This window comes from Croceitalea sp. MTPC5 (assembly GCF_036985505.1).
Lineage (GTDB): Bacteria > Bacteroidota > Bacteroidia > Flavobacteriales > Flavobacteriaceae > Croceitalea.
This window is the reverse complement of sequence record NZ_BTGQ01000001.1, coordinates 970,211-989,907: the sequence shown is the minus strand read 5'-3', so window position 1 is coordinate 989,907 and position 19,697 is coordinate 970,211. Positions and strand designations below refer to the sequence as shown.

At 39.5% G+C, this 19,697-nt stretch carries 22 protein-coding genes; 21 read left to right on the top strand and 1 reads right to left on the bottom strand.

Going from position 1 to position 19,697, the window contains the following annotated elements:
- Position 1 precedes the first annotated feature (1 nt).
- The 20 genes from AACM45_RS04565 (at position 2) to AACM45_RS04470 (ending at position 17,095) form a co-directional block, all read left to right on the top strand.
- Positions 2-1,861, top strand: coding sequence for an efflux RND transporter periplasmic adaptor subunit (locus AACM45_RS04565; RefSeq protein WP_339141051.1), 1,860 nt, complete (start codon positions 2-4; stop codon positions 1,859-1,861).
- 110 nt (positions 1,862-1,971) lie between these two features.
- Positions 1,972-2,406 carry a hypothetical protein gene (locus AACM45_RS04560; protein WP_339141050.1) on the top strand — a complete coding sequence of 145 codons (435 nt, stop codon included), beginning with the start codon at positions 1,972-1,974 and terminating at the stop codon, positions 2,404-2,406.
- A gap of 92 nt (positions 2,407-2,498) precedes the next feature.
- Complete coding sequence (locus AACM45_RS04555; protein ID WP_339141049.1) at positions 2,499-2,621, top strand: hypothetical protein; 123 nt, start codon at positions 2,499-2,501, stop codon at positions 2,619-2,621.
- Between the two features lie 154 nt (positions 2,622-2,775).
- The gene (locus AACM45_RS04550) at positions 2,776-5,097 is read left to right on the top strand and encodes a multicopper oxidase domain-containing protein (RefSeq protein WP_339141048.1); all 2,322 of its coding nucleotides are present in this window, start codon (positions 2,776-2,778) and stop codon (positions 5,095-5,097) included.
- 198 nt (positions 5,098-5,295) lie between these two features.
- Positions 5,296-5,685, top strand: a complete 390-nt coding sequence (locus AACM45_RS04545) for a DUF302 domain-containing protein (protein ID WP_339141047.1) — start codon at positions 5,296-5,298, stop codon at positions 5,683-5,685.
- A gap of 18 nt (positions 5,686-5,703) precedes the next feature.
- Positions 5,704-6,333, top strand: a complete 630-nt coding sequence (locus AACM45_RS04540) for a DUF3347 domain-containing protein (protein ID WP_339141046.1) — start codon at positions 5,704-5,706, stop codon at positions 6,331-6,333.
- Positions 6,334-6,789, top strand: coding sequence for a heme-binding domain-containing protein (locus AACM45_RS04535; RefSeq protein ID WP_339141045.1), 456 nt, complete (start codon positions 6,334-6,336; stop codon positions 6,787-6,789).
- Between the two features lie 25 nt (positions 6,790-6,814).
- On the top strand, positions 6,815-7,333 hold the full coding sequence (locus AACM45_RS04530; RefSeq protein WP_339141044.1) for a DUF3347 domain-containing protein: 519 nt from the start codon (positions 6,815-6,817) through the stop codon (positions 7,331-7,333).
- A gap of 79 nt (positions 7,334-7,412) precedes the next feature.
- A complete protein-coding gene (locus tag AACM45_RS04525) occupies positions 7,413-7,979 on the top strand; it encodes a hypothetical protein (protein ID WP_339141043.1) in 567 nt (188 codons plus the stop codon).
- Between the two features lie 326 nt (positions 7,980-8,305).
- Entirely contained in the window at positions 8,306-8,878 is a 573-nt protein-coding gene (locus AACM45_RS04520) for a potassium channel family protein (RefSeq protein ID WP_339141042.1), read from the top strand.
- Between the two features lie 4 nt (positions 8,879-8,882).
- On the top strand, positions 8,883-9,365 hold the full coding sequence (locus AACM45_RS04515; RefSeq protein ID WP_339141041.1) for a nuclear transport factor 2 family protein: 483 nt from the start codon (positions 8,883-8,885) through the stop codon (positions 9,363-9,365).
- 3 nt (positions 9,366-9,368) lie between these two features.
- Positions 9,369-10,082: a PepSY domain-containing protein gene (locus AACM45_RS04510; RefSeq protein WP_339141040.1), complete on the top strand. Its 714-nt coding sequence runs from the start codon at positions 9,369-9,371 to the stop codon at positions 10,080-10,082.
- 69 nt (positions 10,083-10,151) lie between these two features.
- Entirely contained in the window at positions 10,152-10,313 is a 162-nt protein-coding gene (locus AACM45_RS04505; protein ID WP_339141039.1) for a hypothetical protein, read from the top strand.
- Between the two features lie 95 nt (positions 10,314-10,408).
- Positions 10,409-10,606 carry a hypothetical protein gene (locus tag AACM45_RS04500; RefSeq protein ID WP_339141038.1) on the top strand — a complete coding sequence of 66 codons (198 nt, stop codon included), beginning with the start codon at positions 10,409-10,411 and terminating at the stop codon, positions 10,604-10,606.
- Between the two features lie 100 nt (positions 10,607-10,706).
- Positions 10,707-11,273 (top strand): helix-turn-helix domain-containing protein, encoded by a 567-nt coding sequence (locus tag AACM45_RS04495; protein ID WP_339141037.1) that lies wholly within the window; start codon positions 10,707-10,709, stop codon positions 11,271-11,273.
- Positions 11,274-11,627: 354 nt separating this feature from the next.
- Complete coding sequence (locus tag AACM45_RS04490; RefSeq protein WP_339141036.1) at positions 11,628-12,188, top strand: DUF305 domain-containing protein; 561 nt, start codon at positions 11,628-11,630, stop codon at positions 12,186-12,188.
- Between the two features lie 351 nt (positions 12,189-12,539).
- On the top strand, positions 12,540-13,700 hold the full coding sequence (locus AACM45_RS04485) for a hypothetical protein (protein ID WP_339141035.1): 1,161 nt from the start codon (positions 12,540-12,542) through the stop codon (positions 13,698-13,700).
- A 102-nt stretch (positions 13,701-13,802) separates the two neighbouring features.
- Positions 13,803-16,061, top strand: coding sequence for a heavy metal translocating P-type ATPase (locus AACM45_RS04480; protein ID WP_339141034.1), 2,259 nt, complete (start codon positions 13,803-13,805; stop codon positions 16,059-16,061).
- A 23-nt stretch (positions 16,062-16,084) separates the two neighbouring features.
- Positions 16,085-16,297 carry a heavy-metal-associated domain-containing protein gene (locus AACM45_RS04475; RefSeq protein WP_339141033.1) on the top strand — a complete coding sequence of 71 codons (213 nt, stop codon included), beginning with the start codon at positions 16,085-16,087 and terminating at the stop codon, positions 16,295-16,297.
- Positions 16,298-16,312: 15 nt separating this feature from the next.
- Entirely contained in the window at positions 16,313-17,095 is a 783-nt protein-coding gene (locus AACM45_RS04470; RefSeq protein WP_339141032.1) for a M90 family metallopeptidase, read from the top strand.
- A gap of 122 nt (positions 17,096-17,217) precedes the next feature.
- Here the strand turns inward: AACM45_RS04470 and AACM45_RS04465 are convergent, their stop codons facing one another.
- The gene (locus AACM45_RS04465; protein ID WP_339141030.1) at positions 17,218-18,756 is read right to left on the bottom strand and encodes a Fic family protein; all 1,539 of its coding nucleotides are present in this window, start codon (positions 18,754-18,756) and stop codon (positions 17,218-17,220) included.
- A 437-nt stretch (positions 18,757-19,193) separates the two neighbouring features.
- On the opposite strand from AACM45_RS04465, the gene AACM45_RS04460 reads away from it, so the two are divergent.
- Positions 19,194-19,679, top strand: a complete 486-nt coding sequence (locus tag AACM45_RS04460; RefSeq protein ID WP_067037728.1) for a hypothetical protein — start codon at positions 19,194-19,196, stop codon at positions 19,677-19,679.
- Positions 19,680-19,697 lie beyond the last annotated feature (18 nt).

Sequence of the window (19,697 nt, the reverse complement as noted above, 5' to 3'; positions counted from 1 at the left end):
CATGAAAAATTTTCAGAAATACAGAAACTATTTGATCGCTGCCGGTATTCTAATCGTTGGTATACTAATAGGAAACCTCTTTTCTGGTGGAGATTCAGAAACTACACACAAAGATGGTGAGCATGAATATGTTCAAGACCCCGAGACCCAGTTGTGGACTTGCTCAATGCATCCCCAGATTAAAATGGAGAAGCCTGGAAACTGTCCTATTTGCGGTATGGAATTGATTCCGTTGGAGGAATCTTCGAGTACTTCGGAGAGCATTGCTTCCAATGAAATAGTGATGACTGAGGAGGCCATCCAATTGGCCAACATACAGACAACCGTTGTAAAAGAATCCAACGCGGCCAAAGAGATTCGCCTATTGGGTCGTGTGCAACCGGACGAGAGACGTTTATTTTCCCAAGTATCCCATATACCGGGGAGGATAGAGCGCTTGTATGTCAACTTTACAGGGGAAAAAGTATATGCGGGGCAAAAGATCGTCCGTATTTATTCCCCCGAATTGATTTCCGCGCAAAAAGAGCTTTTCGAGACCATTAAATCGAAAGACGTGTATCCACAGCTGTACAAGGCTTCAAGAAATAAGCTGAAGCTTTGGAAGCTATCGGACAAACAAATTGATGCTATTGAAAAATCAGGAGATGTTCAGGAGCAGATAGATATTTTGTCCGACCATTCAGGTTATGTAATGAAAAGAAATGTAGAGTTAGGTGATTACATTATGGAAGGACAAACATTATTTGAAATTGCAAATTTGAGTACAGTTTGGGTCATGTTCGAGGCTTATGAATCCGATATTGCTTGGATTGATATCAATGACAAGGTGACCTTTACCATTCAGGCGCTGCCCGGAAAGACCTTTACCGGAAAAGTTACCTATGTGGATCCTTTTGTTTCTTCAAGTACCAGGGTCGCAAAAGTCAGGGTAGAAGTCAAAAACCCCAACAACAAACTCTTGCCGGAAATGTATGCCAATGGCCTTATAGAGGCAGAGATGTCAAATGTCGATGATGCGATAATCATACCAAAATCATCCGTGCTGTGGACAGGCAAACGGGCCGTGGTATACGTCAAGGTTCCCCATGAAAAAACTATCTCTTTCGTTTACAAGGAAATTGGACTGGGAGCGGACATGGGTGATTATTACATCGTTGAATCAGGATTGGAAGCGGGTGAGGTTGTGGCGACTAACGGGGTCTTTAGGATAGATGCCTCCGCTCAGTTGGTAGGCCAAAAAAGCATGATGAACCCCGAAGGTGGGGTAGTCATGACCGGACATAATCATGGAGGTATGGATATGGGTGGAGAAAAAGAAACGGAAGGTGAAATGAGGTCAAATGAATCCATGGACCATTCTGAAATGCCCGATGAGACTGACCACAGTCGTATGGAAAAGAGACTGCAAGTGTCCAAAACCTTTAAGGGACAGCTTGAAAAGGTTTTCGAGAACTATCTGGATCTCAAAGACGCCTTGGTAAAGGACGAAGCCGCTGCTGCCAAAAAAGGGGCCGATAAATTGTTGGCTACATTGAAAAAGGTCGATATGAAACTATTGACCGACCATGAGGCCCATAATCACTGGATGACCATTTCAAAAGAGATCAAGTCTTCATCAGAAGCAATTGGCAAAACCTCTGATATCGAAAAGCAAAGGGGACACTTTAAACATCTATCGGCACATTTGTCAAAAGGCGTACGCCTTTTCGGTGTTAACAAGGAAGTATATGAGCAGTTTTGCCCAATGGCAGACAACAACCAAGGAGCGTATTGGCTTAGTATCAAAGAGGAAATCAATAATCCTTATATGGGAGGTAAAATGTTGACTTGCGGCACCACGGAAGCTACCATCAGTAAGTAGTACTAACATTCTAGTAATGTAAATATAGGATAAAGTTGACTTATGAAGTAATTGGAACCTTCTACAATAAGAAATGCTCAATGGAAATTAAAACAAAAAATGATAAGACAATGCGAATACTACTATTATCAGGAATTCTAGTATTGACCTTAATGGGGTGTAAATCAGAAAATAAGAATGTACAGGCTCAGGATACCAACCAAGAGGTTGCCACTGTAGTACCTGAAGCGGTCATGAATAAAAAACCTCAGGTGGGCTCCCAAGTGCCCGCTGAACTGGTCTGTATGGTGAACGATGCCTATATGGGAAAAATGCAGATGCCCGTACCCGTCAAAGGGAAAACCTATTATGGCTGTTGCCAAATGTGCGTTAAGACCTTGAACAACAATGAACAAGCACGAACAAGCATCGACCCTTACAGCAAACAAAAGGTCGATAAGACCGAGGCGTTCATTGTACTAATGGCAGTCGATGGCAAAGTGGCCTATTTTGAATCAAAGGAAAATTTTCTAAAGTTCAAAGAAGTAAGCCAAATGAACCATTGAGACAAGTCTCCGCAGCAAATTGAGATTCGTTTTCGATGTACCAGCTTACGGAAACATGTAGAAAAAAGATAGCGAAATTAATTTCAAAATGATTGGAAAAGAACACAAACTATGAAATGATGGAAATGTACTGGTGGGCTTTGGGTGTTGGTATACTTGTGTTCGTGATATCATTGGTCGTGGGCAGGTTCAAAGGATGGTCGGACCGTCCATAGTGATAGGAAGCGTTTGATTGAAAAGACAGCGGTGTCCAGCTTTTAAGGTTTTATTTCTTACTGAAATAGTTTATGAAACAACATTAAAACCAATCAAACCAATAGATATAGCACCTAAGACGTAATATGAACTAGAAAAAATAAACTAAGAACTATGATAAGAAAAATTGCAGTGTTGTTGGTACTTCTCATTTCATATGAGGGCATTGCCCAAGTAGGCACAAACGGAGCGGATAGAAAAGAAGAAGGTCGACCTGTTAAGGAGTATCACCTCAGCATTGAAGAAAATAAAATGACGCTTGGCGGTGTTACTGCTAATGCAATGACCATCAACGGTGGTATTCCCGGGCCAGTTTTGGAATTTGAGGAAGGAGACCTTGCTATAATCAACATAACCAATAAAATGGATGAGGAAACATCAGTGCACTGGCACGGGTTGATACTTCCCAATTTTTACGATGGTGTTCCATATTTAACCACGCCACCCATTGAGCCAGGAACAACTTTCCAATACAGAATCCCAATCAACCAATCGGGTACGTATTGGTATCATTCCCATACAATGCTACAAGAACAGAAAGGTGTTTATGGCTCTATTATCATTCATCCAAAAGAAAAAACTTTGGAATATGATAAGGATTTGGTCGTGGTATTATCAGATTGGACCAATGAAAAACCAATGAATGTATTGAGAAACCTTAAAAGAGGTAACGAGTGGTATCAAGTTAAAAAAGGTACAGCAGTTCCACTTAGTAGGGTCATTTCAGAAGGTGCTTTTGGGGCTCAACTTAAATTTTGGAGAGACCGTATGGAAGGCGCTGATATTGCCGACATTTATTATCCCGCATTTTTGTCCAACGGTAAAAAACTAGCTGAATATCCAGAATTCAGAGCAGGCGAAAAAATACGTCTTCGCTTCATCAACGCGTCCGCCTCTACTTATTATTGGCTGGATTTTGGCGGAGGAAACCCAATGGTGGTATCTAGTGATGGTATTGACGTACAGCCCGTATCTAAAAGCAGATTTCTATTTGGCATAGCCGAAACGTATGATGTTATTGTCACTATTCCCGAAGGCACCTTAGAAGTTACCGCAACAGCTCAAGATGGTTCAGGTCATACCTCTATACAATTAGGTAATGGCACCCTTTATCCAGCCAAAAGAATAGACAGACCTGATAAAGTAGAGATGATGAAACAAATGGGTAAAATGGATATGAAAATGGGAGCACCTGCAATGGTGGGAAATAAAAAAAGGAAGACACCTGAAGTTTTAATGCAGAAGTATGGGATGCGTATGGATATGAAAGACGGCCAGATGAACATGGGGATGGACAATAAGATGGAAATGAAAAAGGACGCGATGCCAATGAGTAAAAATGAAGCATCCGATAAAATGAATGGCCGTATGCAACACAATATGCCCATGATGCAAAAAGATACTTCCTCTTTTGATTATAACACACGGAAAACCTACTTCAACTACGACTTTTTAAAGGCAAAGGAAAATACCACCTACAAAGCTGATTTACCCGTAAACGACATTCTGTTGAACCTTACCGGTAATATGCAACGCTATGTATGGAGTATGAACGGTGTTCCACTTTCGGAAACCGATAAAATAAAAATTAAAAGTGGGGAAGTAACCCGAATAACACTCAACAACCTAACGATGATGCATCACCCGATGCACTTGCACGGGCATTATTTTAGGGTCATTAATGAAAACGGAGAACGTTCGCCATTAAAACATACCGTTAATGTACCGCCAATGCAAAAAGTGGTCATGGAATTCTATAACGAAGAGTATGGCGATTGGTTCTTTCACTGCCACGTATTGTATCATATGATGGGTGGTATGGCAAGGGTTTTTAGTTACGATACCCCTCGGGATAAGCGTATGGCTGAATTTCCGGCAAAAAAAATAATTGATGAGACAGACCATTATTATTCGTGGGGATTGGCTCGTGCCGGCTCAAACTTTAATGAACTCTTTTTAACGTCGAGTAATATTCGCAACGAATTCGGATTGAGAGCAGAATTCGATTACGACAAGAACCTTGAAGCCGAAGTAAATTACAATAGGTATCTCAACGATTGGGTGCGTCTCTATGTAGGTATTAACACAGAAACTGAAACACCTGATTCCTTCGATGAGTTCAACACTGTTGGCCTGATTGGGGTAAAATACTTTACACCTTACAGGTTTAACGTAGATGTGAGTATGGATAATCAATTGCGCCCAAGAATACGTTTGGACAGAGAGCTATTGATTTTTCCTAGAATTTTTCTGGAAGGCGAATACGAATATAGAGCTGACTTTGGATGGGTCAACGATTTAGAGAATAACAAATCATTTGAAAGTGAAACCCAGTGGTTGGTAGGAGCTTCGTATATCCTCTCACGAAATTTTTCAATCCAAGCAAACTACAACAACCGATATGGTTGGGGTGGTGGACTTTTGGCAAGATTTTGATAATTAAAAAGCATAATTATGATGTACATGTGGATTATAATATTGGCAGTGATGGTCTTAGGAATAGTACTTCTTGCTAGTAAAAATGGAATTAAAATCCTCAAGAGAGAAAATCCTGAAGAAACTATGAACAGACGGTATGCCAATGGTTAACTCTCAAAGAAAGAAAACGAATCATTAATTCAAGGCAATAAAAATATGAGCTATTATTTCAATACAACCCTTAATGAAGATTTTGAAAAAGTCATTGACAGGGTAACCGAAGAACTGAAAAAAGAAGGTTTCGGTATTCTGACTGAAATCAATGTAAACGAGACCTTAAAGAAGAAGTTGGATATAAACTTCAGGCGGTATCATATTTTAGGTGCTTGCAATCCACCCTATGCCCACCAAGCCCTTGAGGTAGAAGATAAAATCGGAACAATGCTTCCTTGCAACGTGATTGTTCAGAAAAAGGACGATGGAACCGTTGAAGTCGCGGCTGTCAACCCATTGGCCTCGATGCAAGCCGTTGAAAACGAAAAATTGGGCAAAGTGGCAGAAGATATAACTGAAAAGTTAAAAAACGTCATTAATAAACTTACTTAATCTTAAATCAAATCCGAAATGAAAAAAGCAAATGTAACAACTGGAATTTTGGCCATCGCAATCATAACCCTATCGGCCACATCTTGCAAAGACAAGAAAAAAGAGCAAGAAAGCCAAGAAGGTCACCATACGGAACAAATGGAAGACAGCGGCCATATGGATGACGCTATGGAAGACCATTCGCAAATGGACCATGACAACATGAATCATGACGAAATGGCAATGATGTCATCTGAAGTCATCGCTGACTATCTGACGCTAAAGAATGCTCTTGTGTCCGATGACAAAGATGGGGCCGCAAAGGCAGGGGAAAAGCTTGAAGGTAGCCTAAAGAACTTCGATACGAGCAAATTCAGTGATGAACAACAAGATGAGTTGAAAGACATTGTTGAAGATGCCACAGAACATGCAGAACATATCGCGAAAAGCGATATCGGGCACCAGCGTGAACATTTTGATGTCTTGAGCAAAGATGTCATTGACCTTTTGGCAATCACAGGTTCAGATCGACCGCTTTATCAGGCCTATTGCCCCATGTACAATAACAACAAAGGAGCGCAATGGTTGAGTGCTACCAAGGAAATAAAAAATCCGTATTACGGCGCAAAAATGATGAGTTGCGGTAGTGTACAAAAGGAAATCAACTAAGTGAAGAAAAGTGTAAAAATCATAGTGCTTGTGCTTTTGGTTGGGTTTGTGGGGATACAATTTTTTGCCACTTCCCGAAACCAAAGCGACACAATACCAAAAACTGATTTTATGCTGGTAAACAATGTGCCGAAACAAGTGGAGAATATTATCAAAACTTCCTGTTATGATTGCCATAGTAACAATACGAAATATCCTTGGTACAATAGGGTTCAACCAGTCGCGTGGTTTTTGGAAGATCACATTGAACATGGTAAGGAAGAATTGAATTTCAATGAATGGGCCGATTATTCGAACAGAAGAAAGAACAGCAAGTTAAAATCGATCATTAACCAGATAGAGGATGGAGAAATGCCCCTTTGGTCTTACACACTAATTCATAGGGAGGCAGAACTTTCCGAGGACGAAAAGAAGATCATTCTCAATTGGGTATCAAATTTAAAAGACAGTTTATAAACCAAAATGCTAAAAAATGAAACAAATGAAAAATTTTAGAAAAGGTGTAGCAATCCTGTGCCTATTTGGGGTTGCCATTGGCTACGCACAACATAAAATAGAGTTGAACCATGACCATAGCAAGATGGAAATGAAAGTGGTCGAGTTGGAATTTAACGACAAGAACATCGCCAATGCCTACGAACATTACGAGCACATTAAAAATGACTTGGTCGGCTCGAATCCTGGCGATGCCCAAAAGGGAGCGGTAATGTTGAACGAAGCACTCGAAAAAGTCGAGGGTTCCGGTGCGGCATTATCGGCCTCGCAAAAAATCGCTGCCACCGATAATTTAGAGAGACAGCGAAAGGCTTTTTCCGATATGAGCAATGAGATGGAAACCTTGTTGAAAGGAACCGTTACATCGGGAAAAATCTATAAGGATTTCTGCCCAATGGCACTCAATGGAGGGGCTTATTGGCTCTCTTCGATTGAAGATATCCGAAATCCCTACTATGGGGCGAGGATGTTAAGCTGTGGAAAGGTAGAAAAAGTAATCCAATGAGAGACACACCTGTTGGGGAAGGGAAAATTTGAGAGGTCGATTAGTCATTAAAGCCCTTCCCTAACAGGTATAGCATAGAATGACTGTAATCAAAACCAGAATCCTTGAATCAAGTATGGACGCATTAAGCATAGAGATTTTTATCATTCCATTCATTGTACTCATTTTAGTTGCAATGGCCTATGTCTATTTTCAGAGGCAGGTGGCCGATGTCAATGAATACAAAGGGTTTGTGTTTAACATAGTATTGACGGCCTTTATGTTTAACCTATTGTGGGAAATTGCCCATGGGTTTTTATATGAAGGATTTCAATATGACCTGAAACACATTGCATTCTGTGCCTTGGCAACAGTAGCAGATGTACTCATGGTGCTTTTGCTTTTTTTTGGCTTTGCCATCCTGTACAAGGATGTTTATTGGATACGGGAACTGAACATACGGCGCTTGGCACTGTTGGTCGCGATTGGAACGGTAGGCGCCATTTTGGCCGAAATATGGCATACCAGCAGAGGAGATTGGGCCTACGCGGCCAATATGCCCCTCCTTCCCTTTGTAAAGGTAGGGGTCTCTCCTGTGGTACAGTTTGCGCTATTGCCTTGGCTGATATTTTCTGCCGTAGTGAAAAAAATGAAAAGCCCTAGGTAGTTATCGCATTGTTGGCATGAATGGTTGGTTAGTTAGTAAACAATGCTGATGGCTGCCTAGGCAAAAATAAAAGGGACAAGCCCTGTTTTGGGAAGGGAAAGTTTTTGATTGATGGTTAGTGTATGCATCCCTTCCCTAAACAGGCACCACGAAATTCAAGAGTTATGAAAGATTGTTGTGGCAATTGCACTGAAACAAAAGTTGGAAGCAGTTCCAAAATAAAAAAATGGGCCACCTATTCAATTTACGTTTTGGCCGCCCTGTTATTTATGGTCGCCCTCATTTTCCAGATGCTCGGAATTGGACTCTAAACTTGGACTTAAGCTATGGAGCACACTGAAAATATAACACATGGTAACGCATTTTACCGCCAACTGTTTGTCAAGGCACTGCCCACCATTATTTTGGTTTCAATACTGGGTTTGTCCGTGGTAGGGCTCCCACAGATTATGTCCAACATACTTTGGATCAAAGCAGTGGTGGTTTTGGCAATGATCAAATCATTTTTCATTGTAAGGCTGTCTTTTAACCAACTTTCCAAAATTATTGGTCAAAGTCATTTGCTCAGTCATGTTCTAGTATTGTTCGGCTTGCTCATCACGCTTATTGTACTCTCTTTTGCTTTGGATTATTTGGCAATTTATTTGTTTGATAACGAAAGTTTTAAGATTGGCAAGATAGGCCATGATTCCACCTTTGCCTTGCTTTTTGAATTTCTTTATTTCAGTTTGATAACATTTTCATCTGTTGGTTTCGGTGATGTTGTACCTCTTTCGATAGAAGGCAAAATCTTGACCATGCTAGAGATAGTGTTGAGATTCTTTGTGCTGGTTTTTGGCATTGCCAATATCAATCGAATCCATGTAGGGGAAGAAGAGAATAGTAACGATAAAACCTAAATAAATGAGAACACAGAAGATTATGACCACAGCAGCCCTGACGTTCATATTTGTTGCATCGGCAACAGCACAACAAATGAGTATCTCGCAAGAGAAAGAGGACATAATAGAAGTTTTGAAGGCCTATAAAAGTGCTTTGGAGAACAAAACCGCTGAAGGCACTTTTGATTTATTCTCAGCTGATTCAGAAGTGTATGAGCAAGGGGGTGTTGAAGGCAGTTATGCCAATTATATAGAGCACCATCTAGGGCCCGAACTGTCGCACTTTAATCGATTTGAGTTTTCCGACTATACCGTTCAAGTCGAGACAAGTCTTCCTTATGCCTTTACAACGGAAACGTACACCTATACGATAGAGCTTCAAGCTGAAAAAGGTGCGTCGCCCCGTATCATTAGCAGAAAGGGAGTTGCTACCTCGGTACTGAAGAAAACCGATGGTGAATGGAAGATTATCAAGATGCATTCATCGTCTCGAAACAAAAAATAACAAATGGTAAAAAGACAAACGGCCCTGAAAATAAGAAAAGTACATCGTTATCTTGGGATTTTCTTGGGGATTCAGTTTCTGATGTGGACCATTAGTGGAATGTATTTTAGTTGGACGGACATTGACGAGATACATGGTGACCATTTCAAGAAAGAGAAAGTAGATCAAACACGATTCACCCATTTAGTGGCTACAGACAATCTAAAATTGCAAAGTCCCATAGCATCATTGGAGTTGTTGGAAATTGCCGGGGAACCCTATTATTGGATCAATGAAACCCAACTATACAATGCAAAAACTGGAGCGTTAAAAACAAAGGTTACCCAACAAGAAGCCTTACAGGTTGCGGAAAGGTATATGTTGCCAGAGCTTGAAGTGGCGGGCATCCAAATGATTAACGCGGTGGGCGACCACCATGAGTATAGGGGCCGGCCATTACCCGCTTATGAAATCTCATACAATACCCCCGAGAACCTAAAGGCTTATGTGGCCTTAGAAAATGGGGCGTTTCAAACGGTTCGACATCGCAATTGGAGATGGTTCGATTTTCTTTGGATGACCCATACCATGGATTATGACTCTAGGGATAATTTCAATACACTATTGCTAAGAGCCTTTTCGCTGCTTGGGCTGATAACTGTGCTCAGTGGGTTTTTGTTGTGGTTTATCAGTTCGCCAACAGTAAGAAAATTTAAAAAGAAAAGAACAATTGGCTGATATGGTTGGTCAATGTGCACCATATGAAGTGAAAAGTTTAAGGATTTTTAAATAGGAAAACCTTTTGATATGAAAGAAGGAGATCAAGATGATAGAAATGAACAGGAATTATTGCCATCTGAAAGAATTACCTGGCAAAAGGAAGGTCTGTACATTTTTGTCTCAATTTTAGTACTGTTTGCCTTACACATTTTGGTTACACTTATTCTGCTTGCAATACTAGGAAAGTAGAAACTCTTGAATCATAATGACGTGCCACAAAAAAATACTCTAATTGATATTAATTATAGGTGGTGTAGTTTAAATATAGTTGCTAAAAAATTTTGATGATGAGTGATGTTCGAAGGAGAAGAAGAGAGGAAGAGAGGAAGATAAAAAAAATCAAACCAAACCCAGAGAAAGAAAAAAAAGACAAAAGGGTGAAGATCTATGGTATTACGGCCCTAGTGTTGTTTTTTATAATAGCCATAATCGCTATTTTTTTGAAAGCATGGTGGGAATTCAGAGCTAAGTATGGGAGCTAATTTTTAATGTTATGAAATGAGCCATAACAACTCTTGATACCCACCGAGATGATTAATGGCGAATTACATCTGACCTATTAAAAACAATAAAAATAAACAGATGAAAACAGTATTGTATATAAAAAATATGGTTTGCCCACGGTGCATTATGGCTGTACAAGGTATTTTAGACAAAATGGGGATTCCATATGCAACCGTCACTTTGGGTGAAATAACCCTGAAAGAGGAACTTTTGGGTGAAATTAGGGAAGATCTGAACATTAGACTTGAAAAAATTGGTTTTACCATTATCAATGATCGCAAAAGCCAGCTTATTGAGCAAATGAAAAACTTGGTCATAGATAAGGTTCATCGTTCTAAATCGCTTGAAGGTGTCAAATGGCCCGAATATATTACCAATGCGTTGAATCTAGAATATAAATATTTAAGTTCATTATTCTCGTCAGTTGAGAGCATCACCTTTGAGCAATATATTATTAATCAAAAAATAGAGAGAGTCAAGGAATTGCTTGTCTATGATGAACTGAGTTTAAAGGAAATTGCCTACCAATTGGACTACAGTAGTGTCGCCTACTTAAGCAATCAATTCAAAAAAATAACAGGAATGACACCAACACAGTTTAAAACAAGTGTAACCTACAACAGAAAATCACTTGATGATGTTTAATTTCTACTATTTAGGTTTGCGATATACTTCCCAAGGAAACCATCACATAGGTCTAATTTAAACAAATATCCTTATTATCAAATGGGTCAAGGTTTATTTTTTTAGGAACAACGGGTATCTGTTGCAAGCCCTAATTTAGAACAAATATTCAGGGCAAAATAACTTCAACATGAGAGCTATTAATAAGTGAAATTCGGGTTAATTCATACATATGCATTGCAATATAGTTGCTCGTGTAAATTACCTGAATCCAATCCAAGAATTTCGATAGCCCTTGCACGATTTTATTTTTCAATCAATATTACAGCCACGAGCAGTTAAAATTATTATTGTAACCAAATAAAAACATGAACAATGGAAAACAACACCAAAAAGCCAAACAATTATTTAAAGTTCTTCGCAATGATTGGCACATCAATGGTCACGATGTTCTTTTTAATGTACACACATTCATATCAGATAATCGATCATTTCTGGTATAGTGAAACCAGGTTCTTTATGACTTTGATTATGGGTGGGTCGATGGTCATTATTATGCTACTATATATGCTACAGATGTACAAAGACCGAAACAAGAATATTTTAATTTTGAGCCTAGGTGTTTTGCTCATTGCAGGCGGAATATGGCTGGTCAGGAGTCAGGTTACGGTTTCCGGTGTTGACTATATGGAAGGTATGATTCCCCATCATTCCATAGCTATCTTAACTAGTGAACGAGCTCAAATAAAAGATGTCAGGGTAAGGGAAATTGCCGATGAAATCATCAAAGCGCAACGTAGGGAAATAATGGAAATGCAATGGTTGATTAACGACATCAAGAAAAATGGAATAGTAGAAACAGAAGAAGAAAAAGAAAAGCGTCCTCTTCCCAAATTCGAAGGATCACTTACCAAAGAAACAACAAACCTTGACTGAAACGGAAAAGTGAATGCCATAAACTAACATAGGATAAGCTCAGGGCTGACAAGGATCTCACATAGCCTATACCCTTAGTTAACTTTCCAATTGTCCGGTAGTAAGTCATCCGGGAACACAACATTTTCAAGAAGGGGCATAACGTTGTCGGCTACAATGACCTGTTAATTGGCCTATATATTTGACCAATGCGATGAATCTAGATTATAAACATTTAAATTTATTATTCTTGTCAGCTGAGAGCATCACCTTGGAGCACTATACTAATAACCAAAAATCGATAGGGTCAAGGAATTACGTGTCTATCATAATCTGAGATTAAAGAAAAAACCGGCCAAAACTAAGTCGCCTATGGAACAAGCAGTAAAAGACATTAAAAATTTGTTCATCGAAGCAACACAAGCCAGCGAATTCGACCTTGTCCTTACGCTAATCAATTACCGTGGCATTAGTTCTGCGAACTTGAACTCTAATTTGCACGAGTGGTTTGATGCCATAGAATTTTATCGTGGGCTTTATAACGAGCTTGATGGAAAGGAAAAAGCCCGCATAGGGGTGCTGTTATACTCTACCTTTTTTGAAAACAGTGATTTCTATAATATCATTGGCAATCTATGCCGTATAAGGTTAGGATTTAAGGGTTTTTCTTATTTGTTCTGGAAGACCAAAAAATATGAAAGGCTACTTGGAATAGGAGAAAAACAGGACTTTCTACAGGAGTTGCTCGTTGATGCCGAAAAATCCGGATTGGTTGAATTTTATGAAAAGAATCATTTCAAAGAAATCAGAAATACCTTTTTCCACTCAGCATATTCCATCGATGAGGAGCATTACGTAATGCATGATTCCGAGGCCATTAATCTAGATGGGGTTTTAATCCGTTCCTTTGACTTAGAAGAGTTTTTTTATCCAAAGGTTGAGCTCGTGATTGATGTTTTTGAAACGTTTAAGGATGCTTACTGGCATCATTTCAATTCCTATACCAAAGACAAAAAAGTACAAGGAACATTTCCCAATCCCTGTGAAGTAACCATTTTGGGTTCAGAAGAGGGCTTAAAGGGTTTTCGTATCAAAGACGCGGTTCAGTTTTATGGCAAATGGCATGATTCTGGAATTTGGTTCGATGAGCAATATGGATTTTGGGCCGGTCACAATATCAATATGTACTTTGACCGTATCGAGGATATTGAGATTGATGAGCAGTTACAACGGTTTGAAAACAAGGAGGACATAACGAAGAACAATACAGAGTTCTTCAATTTGGTTGACAAGGTCAAAGAACGAAATGACCCAAACGAGTTGGTTCGTGCAACGCAACTGCTTCTAAAATTCGGGGATGTCCGTAAAACCAAAATGGATTCAGAAGAGAACCCTTACAAGAAGAAGAGTTTTCCAAAAATAATTCTACCCTACTACCGTAAGGCACTGGAAATAGGAGAGCCTTATTTTAAAAATGTAGCTGAATTCAAAAAATCAATTGCCATTTTAGAAGAAGCCCTTGATACAGAGTAATGATTTATTACTCCTGAAAATTCTACAACTCTTTAAGCAAATTTCGTAACATGGTTGGCGGTAACAATGCTGAACTTTGCATAAAGTAATTCAGGAAAAGCCATGGAAAACACAAATGTTTTAGAGCAAGAGCATAAAACCAAGAAATCTGGATTAAAAAAATCCTTTCCGGTAACAGGTATGACCTGTGCCGCCTGTGCTGGTAGCGTTGAATCAATTCTTTCCCATACCGATGGTGTCAATGAAGCTACCGTAAATTTTGCCAGTAACTCGGTACTGGTGGATTATGATGAAAACATTTCAGAAGAAAAACTACAAAACGCTTTGCGTGAAGTAGGTTATGATATCATTATTGATGCGGAAGACCCCTCGCAGGCACAAGAGGAACTTCAGCAACAGCATTACCGAGACATAAAAAACCGTACCATTTGGTCCGCGATTTTAACGCTGCCCATCTTTGTCCTCGGGATGTTCTATATGGAATGGGTGCCCGGAAAATGGATTTCGTTGGTATTGACCGTTCCCGTCCTGTTTTGGTTTGGTCGTAGTTTTTTTATCAATGCCTTTAAACAGGCCAAGTTTGGTAAGGCCAATATGGATACCTTGGTCGCCTTGAGTACAGGTATTGCCTTTCTCTTCAGTGTTTTCAACACCCTCTTTCCTGAATTTTGGCTGAGCCGTGGCATTGAACCCCACGTCTATTACGAAGCGGCCACGGTCATTATTACGTTCATTTCCCTTGGAAAATTATTGGAAGAAAGGGCCAAATCAAACACCTCTTCGGCCATTAAAAAGTTGATGGGATTACAACCCAAAACACTAAAAATCATTGAGAATGGGGAGGAAAAAGAAATTCCCATTTCGGCTGTGCAAGTGGGTCAAACCATTTTGGTGCGCCCAGGAGAAAAGATTCCCGTTGATGGCGAAGTTTCCAAGGGAAGCTCATATGTAGATGAAAGTATGATTACAGGTGAACCTGTTCCCGTAGAAAAATCAGATGGTGGAAAAGTCTTTGCGGGTACGGTAAACCAAAAAGGAAGTTTTCAATTTACCGCTGAAAAAGTAGGCGGCGAAACCTTGCTGTCCCAAATCATTAAAATGGTTCAGGAAGCCCAGGGAAGCAAGGCACCCGTTCAAAAACTGGTTGATAAAATAGCGGGAATATTTGTTCCTATCGTTTTGGGGATATCTATCATTACGTTTATTGTTTGGATGTTTGTTGGAGGTGACAATGCGTTTTCTCAAGCCTTATTGACTTCCGTAGCGGTATTGGTTATCGCTTGTCCCTGTGCATTGGGATTGGCTACACCTACGGCTATAATGGTGGGGATTGGCAAAGGTGCCGAGAACAATATCCTAATAAAAGATGCCGAAAGTTTAGAACTAGGACATAAAGTGAATGCGGTCATTCTTGATAAAACGGGTACCATTACCGAAGGAAAACCATTAGTGACGGATATTCATTGGTCTGAGAATAATAAAGACACGAAGAAATACAAACAAATTCTTTTAGCAATTGAAGCACAATCAGAACACCCTTTGGCGGAAGCGGTAGTTAACTACTTAAAAGATGAAAATATTGAAAAAGCTGAAATTGCTTCTTTTGAAAGTATTACAGGAAAAGGCGTTCAAGCTGAAATAAAGGACGGTTCAAAATATTATGTGGGAAACCATAAATTAATGCTTGAGAATAATATTCAAATCGATGCTTCCTTAATGCAAACAGCAGAAAGTCTCGAAAAGCAAGCAAAGACGGTCATATTTTTTGGTAACGAAAAACAAGTACTTGCGATACTCGCCATTGCGGACAAGATTAAGGAAACTTCAAAAAAGGCTATAGCAACCCTTCAAGAAAGAGACATCGAGGTCTTTATGCTTACTGGAGATAATAATAAAACTGCATCTGCTGTTGCACAGCAAGTAGGAATAACAAATTATCAAGGAGAAGTAATGCCCTCGGACAAAGCAGCTTTTGTAGAAAAACTGCAAGCTGATGGAAAGATCGTAGCGATGGTGGGCGATGGCATCAATGATTCCCATGCCTTGGCAAAGGCCAATGTAAGTATTGCAATGGGTAAAGGTTCTGACATCGCTATGGACGTCGCGAAAATGACCTTGATAACATCCGATTTGCAGTCCATTCCCAAAGCGTTGGAACTATCAAAAAAAACGGTTTTTGGTATACGTCAGAACCTGTTTTGGGCATTCATATATAATATCATTGGAATACCTATCGCGGCAGGAGTTCTGTATCCCGTAAATGGGTTCTTATTGGACCCGATGATTGCAGGAGCAGCAATGGCATTCAGTAGCGTATCTGTAGTTGCAAATAGCTTAAGATTGAAACGAGCAAAACTTTAATTTTAATTATAAATTTAAATACGATGAAAATTTTAAAATTCAAAACAAATATCAATTGTGGTGGTTGCGTCTCTAAAGTAACCCCCTTTTTGAACAAACAAGAAGGCGTTGAAAATTGGGAAGTGGATACCGCCAATCCTGATAAAATCTTGACCATAGAAAGCGATGGTGCTTCCGAAGAAGATGTAAAAGCCACCTTGCAAAAAGTAGGATTTAAGGCAGAGTCCGTAGAGTAATACCTTTAAATTATTATGGGTTACGTTATTCTCTTAGGTGTCATTCTTCTTTTGGTTGTTCATTTTTATAGAAAAGCAAAACGACAAAAGGTGCAGCCTTTCCCAGAGCATTGGCATGGATTGTTGTTGGATAATGTGCTCTACTATCGTAATCTTTCAAAGGAAAGGCAAACAGTATTTCAGCAGCGAATGATGCAATTTTTAAGTGAAGTCTATATTGATGGCGTACAATTGGAATTGCAAGAACTCGACAAGATTTTAATTGCCGCAAGTGCAGTAATACCTGTTTTTGGTTTTGAGGAATGGCACTATACCAATTTAAGCGGGATTCTATTGTATCCGGATAACTTCAATGAGGATTTGCAATTCAGCAGCAAAGATAAGTTGCGAAATATTGGCGGAATTGTAGGGAATGGACGTTTTGAAAAGCAAATGATATTATCGAAGAAAGCCCTTTACCATGGCTTCAAGAACCAAAGCGATAAAAACAATACGGGCATACACGAATTTGTACATCTTATTGATAAATTGGACGATTTCACGGATGGAATTCCGGAAAGGTTGTTGGAGCATCAATATACCATCCCGTGGTTAAAGTTGATCCATAAGGAAATGGAGGCCATCAATGCCAATAAATCCGATATAAGAAACTATGGCGGTACCAACGAAGTGGAGTTTTTTGCCGTAGCTGCCGAGTACTTTTTTGAACGTCCCGATTTATTTAAGAGAAAACATCCAGAACTCTACAAAATGCTGGTGGAATGCTTTAGGCAGGAACCGGGAGTTTTAGAAAAGTAACGTTTCAAGAAACCGATTTTTTAGTTTAGGGTAGTAAAGCACCACAACGTAATTCCTTATTTAGGTGTTGTTATTACTAGAAGAACCTTACGAACCATTTTTAATGTTATACCTAGTGGATGTTAAAAGATTGAAGCATAGATTTTTTCGACATTTTCAATTTCCTCTTGTGATAATTCGTCGAATTCTTTTTCCTTTTTGTTTTTCGATAGCTTTCCGTTGTTTTGATTGAGAAGCTTGATCAACAGATCTACTTTGTTGTTGGGCAAATTAACCAACGCATTGATTTGATGGGTCATTTGGTCATATTTTTCCAGAAAATCCAACTCTTCGGGTATTATCTTTTCAATGGTCTCTTCGACACATTCATAAAGAAACTCTGTCTGCGATGTGGCATCAAAATAACGATAGAGGTCAATGGTGTCGTTCAAGATTTCAACGTTGTGGTCAGGGGCCGGCTTCCATTCAATCAAATCAAGTCTGGGCGATGAGAAATGCTCCAAAATATCTTGATACTCTCCTATCCGATTCAGTATAGCTGCCGAAATCGGAAAGATCATATCCCTCTGGGTATAGCCCATGCGAACCAAAATATGATGTATGATATATCGATGTATTCTGCCGTTTCCGTCTGAAAGAGGGTGGATGAACACAAAACCAAAAGCGATACTGGCTGCCGCCAAAACTGGGTTATAGCCACTGTTTTGCAATAAGTTGTTGGTTTCAATCAACCCACGTAGGAGTGATTCCAAATCTTTTGCCTTGGCCGATATATGGTCAGGCATCGGAAGCAAGCTTTCACGGTCATGTTCGCCAATAAATCCTTCATCTTTGCGAATGCCCATGTGCTTCAATTTTTTGGTGCCCATTACTATATCCTGAAGACGTTCTATCTCTTCTATGGTGAGCGGTTTTTTGCCTGCCTGGCCAATGGCCTTCCCCCAATTTCTGGCCCTCATGTTTGGAGGATATTCCCCCTCGATGGCAAAGGATGCTTTCGAATCTTTCAACAAAAGGAATGCGGCCGTCCTACGAATCAAATCCTTGTTTCTTCCCTTTAATCCTTTTTCCATGATTTCAGGAAATTTTGTTGAAGTGAAAGCCTCCAGTTTTTCGGTCTTGCGTGTCATAGGACAAAATTCCCTAGTGCCCGGTAAATTATTCTTTACGCGATGCCTGGTACTATTTTCAACCGGTCCTACATATTGATGCTTGGGGTTTACAACTTCAACATAATTACCGGTTTTTAAATCGGGGATATCCAGTTTTTTACCAAAGAGCCATTCATATAGGAACCAAATCCTTCTGGAATATTGACCAGTGGGCTCGTTCTGCACCATGCTCATTACCGGCGCATCACCCACTGCCAGAAAAAACTCTTTTAAAATGAGCAAATCAATACCTTCGTACTTCAGTGCAAAAGTGAGATGGCCACTTGCATTATCCTCGGGTATATACCGTTTTGCAAATACCTGCCATTGTGGGGTATTGTACCGCTGTTGTTTCTCTGTTACAATGGCAAGTAGCTCTGGTAAAGGTAATCGTCTATTTCTTGTATCCTCGATAAATTGTAGAAGCCAACCATACCCAACCAAAATTCCTTCCTCTGGCAAGACCCTATCGTGAAAAGTGTTTATTTTTCGTGCAAATTGATTACTCATAGTTACATTTCATGAAATATAAGTACAAATATAATATGAAAAATGGTTACTTTTCATGAAAAACAGTTATTTATAGTTAAGAGACATGAAAATAAGTTTCTCTTTGCTTAAAAGGAGTTTGACAGATACCTTATTTTAATATGTACTCAACCACTGTTGAATTTTAACAAATCATCTACATCAAGATTTCCAGAGCAGACGTAATTCGCCGCGACACAATCGAGATCTTTCCGTTCCAGATTTATCAACCTCCTCGGAGCCGCACCTGAACACGTGGAGGCGTAAAAGTGCGCTCCCTGCATTTATCTTGTCAAATTACGCAATTTAATCTTCCATTTCTTGTTTTAATCTCATTGATAGTTTCTTAATCGACTGGAAGGGTTAAAAAGGTTAGGGATAAAAATTTTATCTTTATAAAGGCGTCTAAACATTTCGAAATGAAAATCTACACTAAAGTCTTTCTAGTTTTATTGGTGCTATTAATTTACTCTTGTAATAATGACGACAATGGTGTTTCTGAAGCAGATAGGGCAGAAGCCTTGCTTGGTCAATGGGAGTATGAGGCCATTGGTTCCAACATCGCAGTCGATATTAATGGGGATGGCACAGTGAATGATGACTTTTATAATACAAACGAAATTCGGCAGTGCCTAAAGGACAATTTGACGTTTTTCAATGATAGGGGACCTGGGGAAAAGGATGTTTTCACCATCAATGAAAATGGACTTTCTTGCGGTGATGTTCCGGCATTTCAAAACGTGGAAAGTGATACCTATGAATTAATAAATAACGAGATTATCCGATTTGATACCCGTAGCGATTGGACGATCATAGAATTTACCCAAAACCGACTAGTTGTTGAAGAAGAGGACTTTTTAGATGACCGCAATGTGATTGTTACCTATGTATTTAGACGTAGTTAACAGCCTCAAAAAGGAATC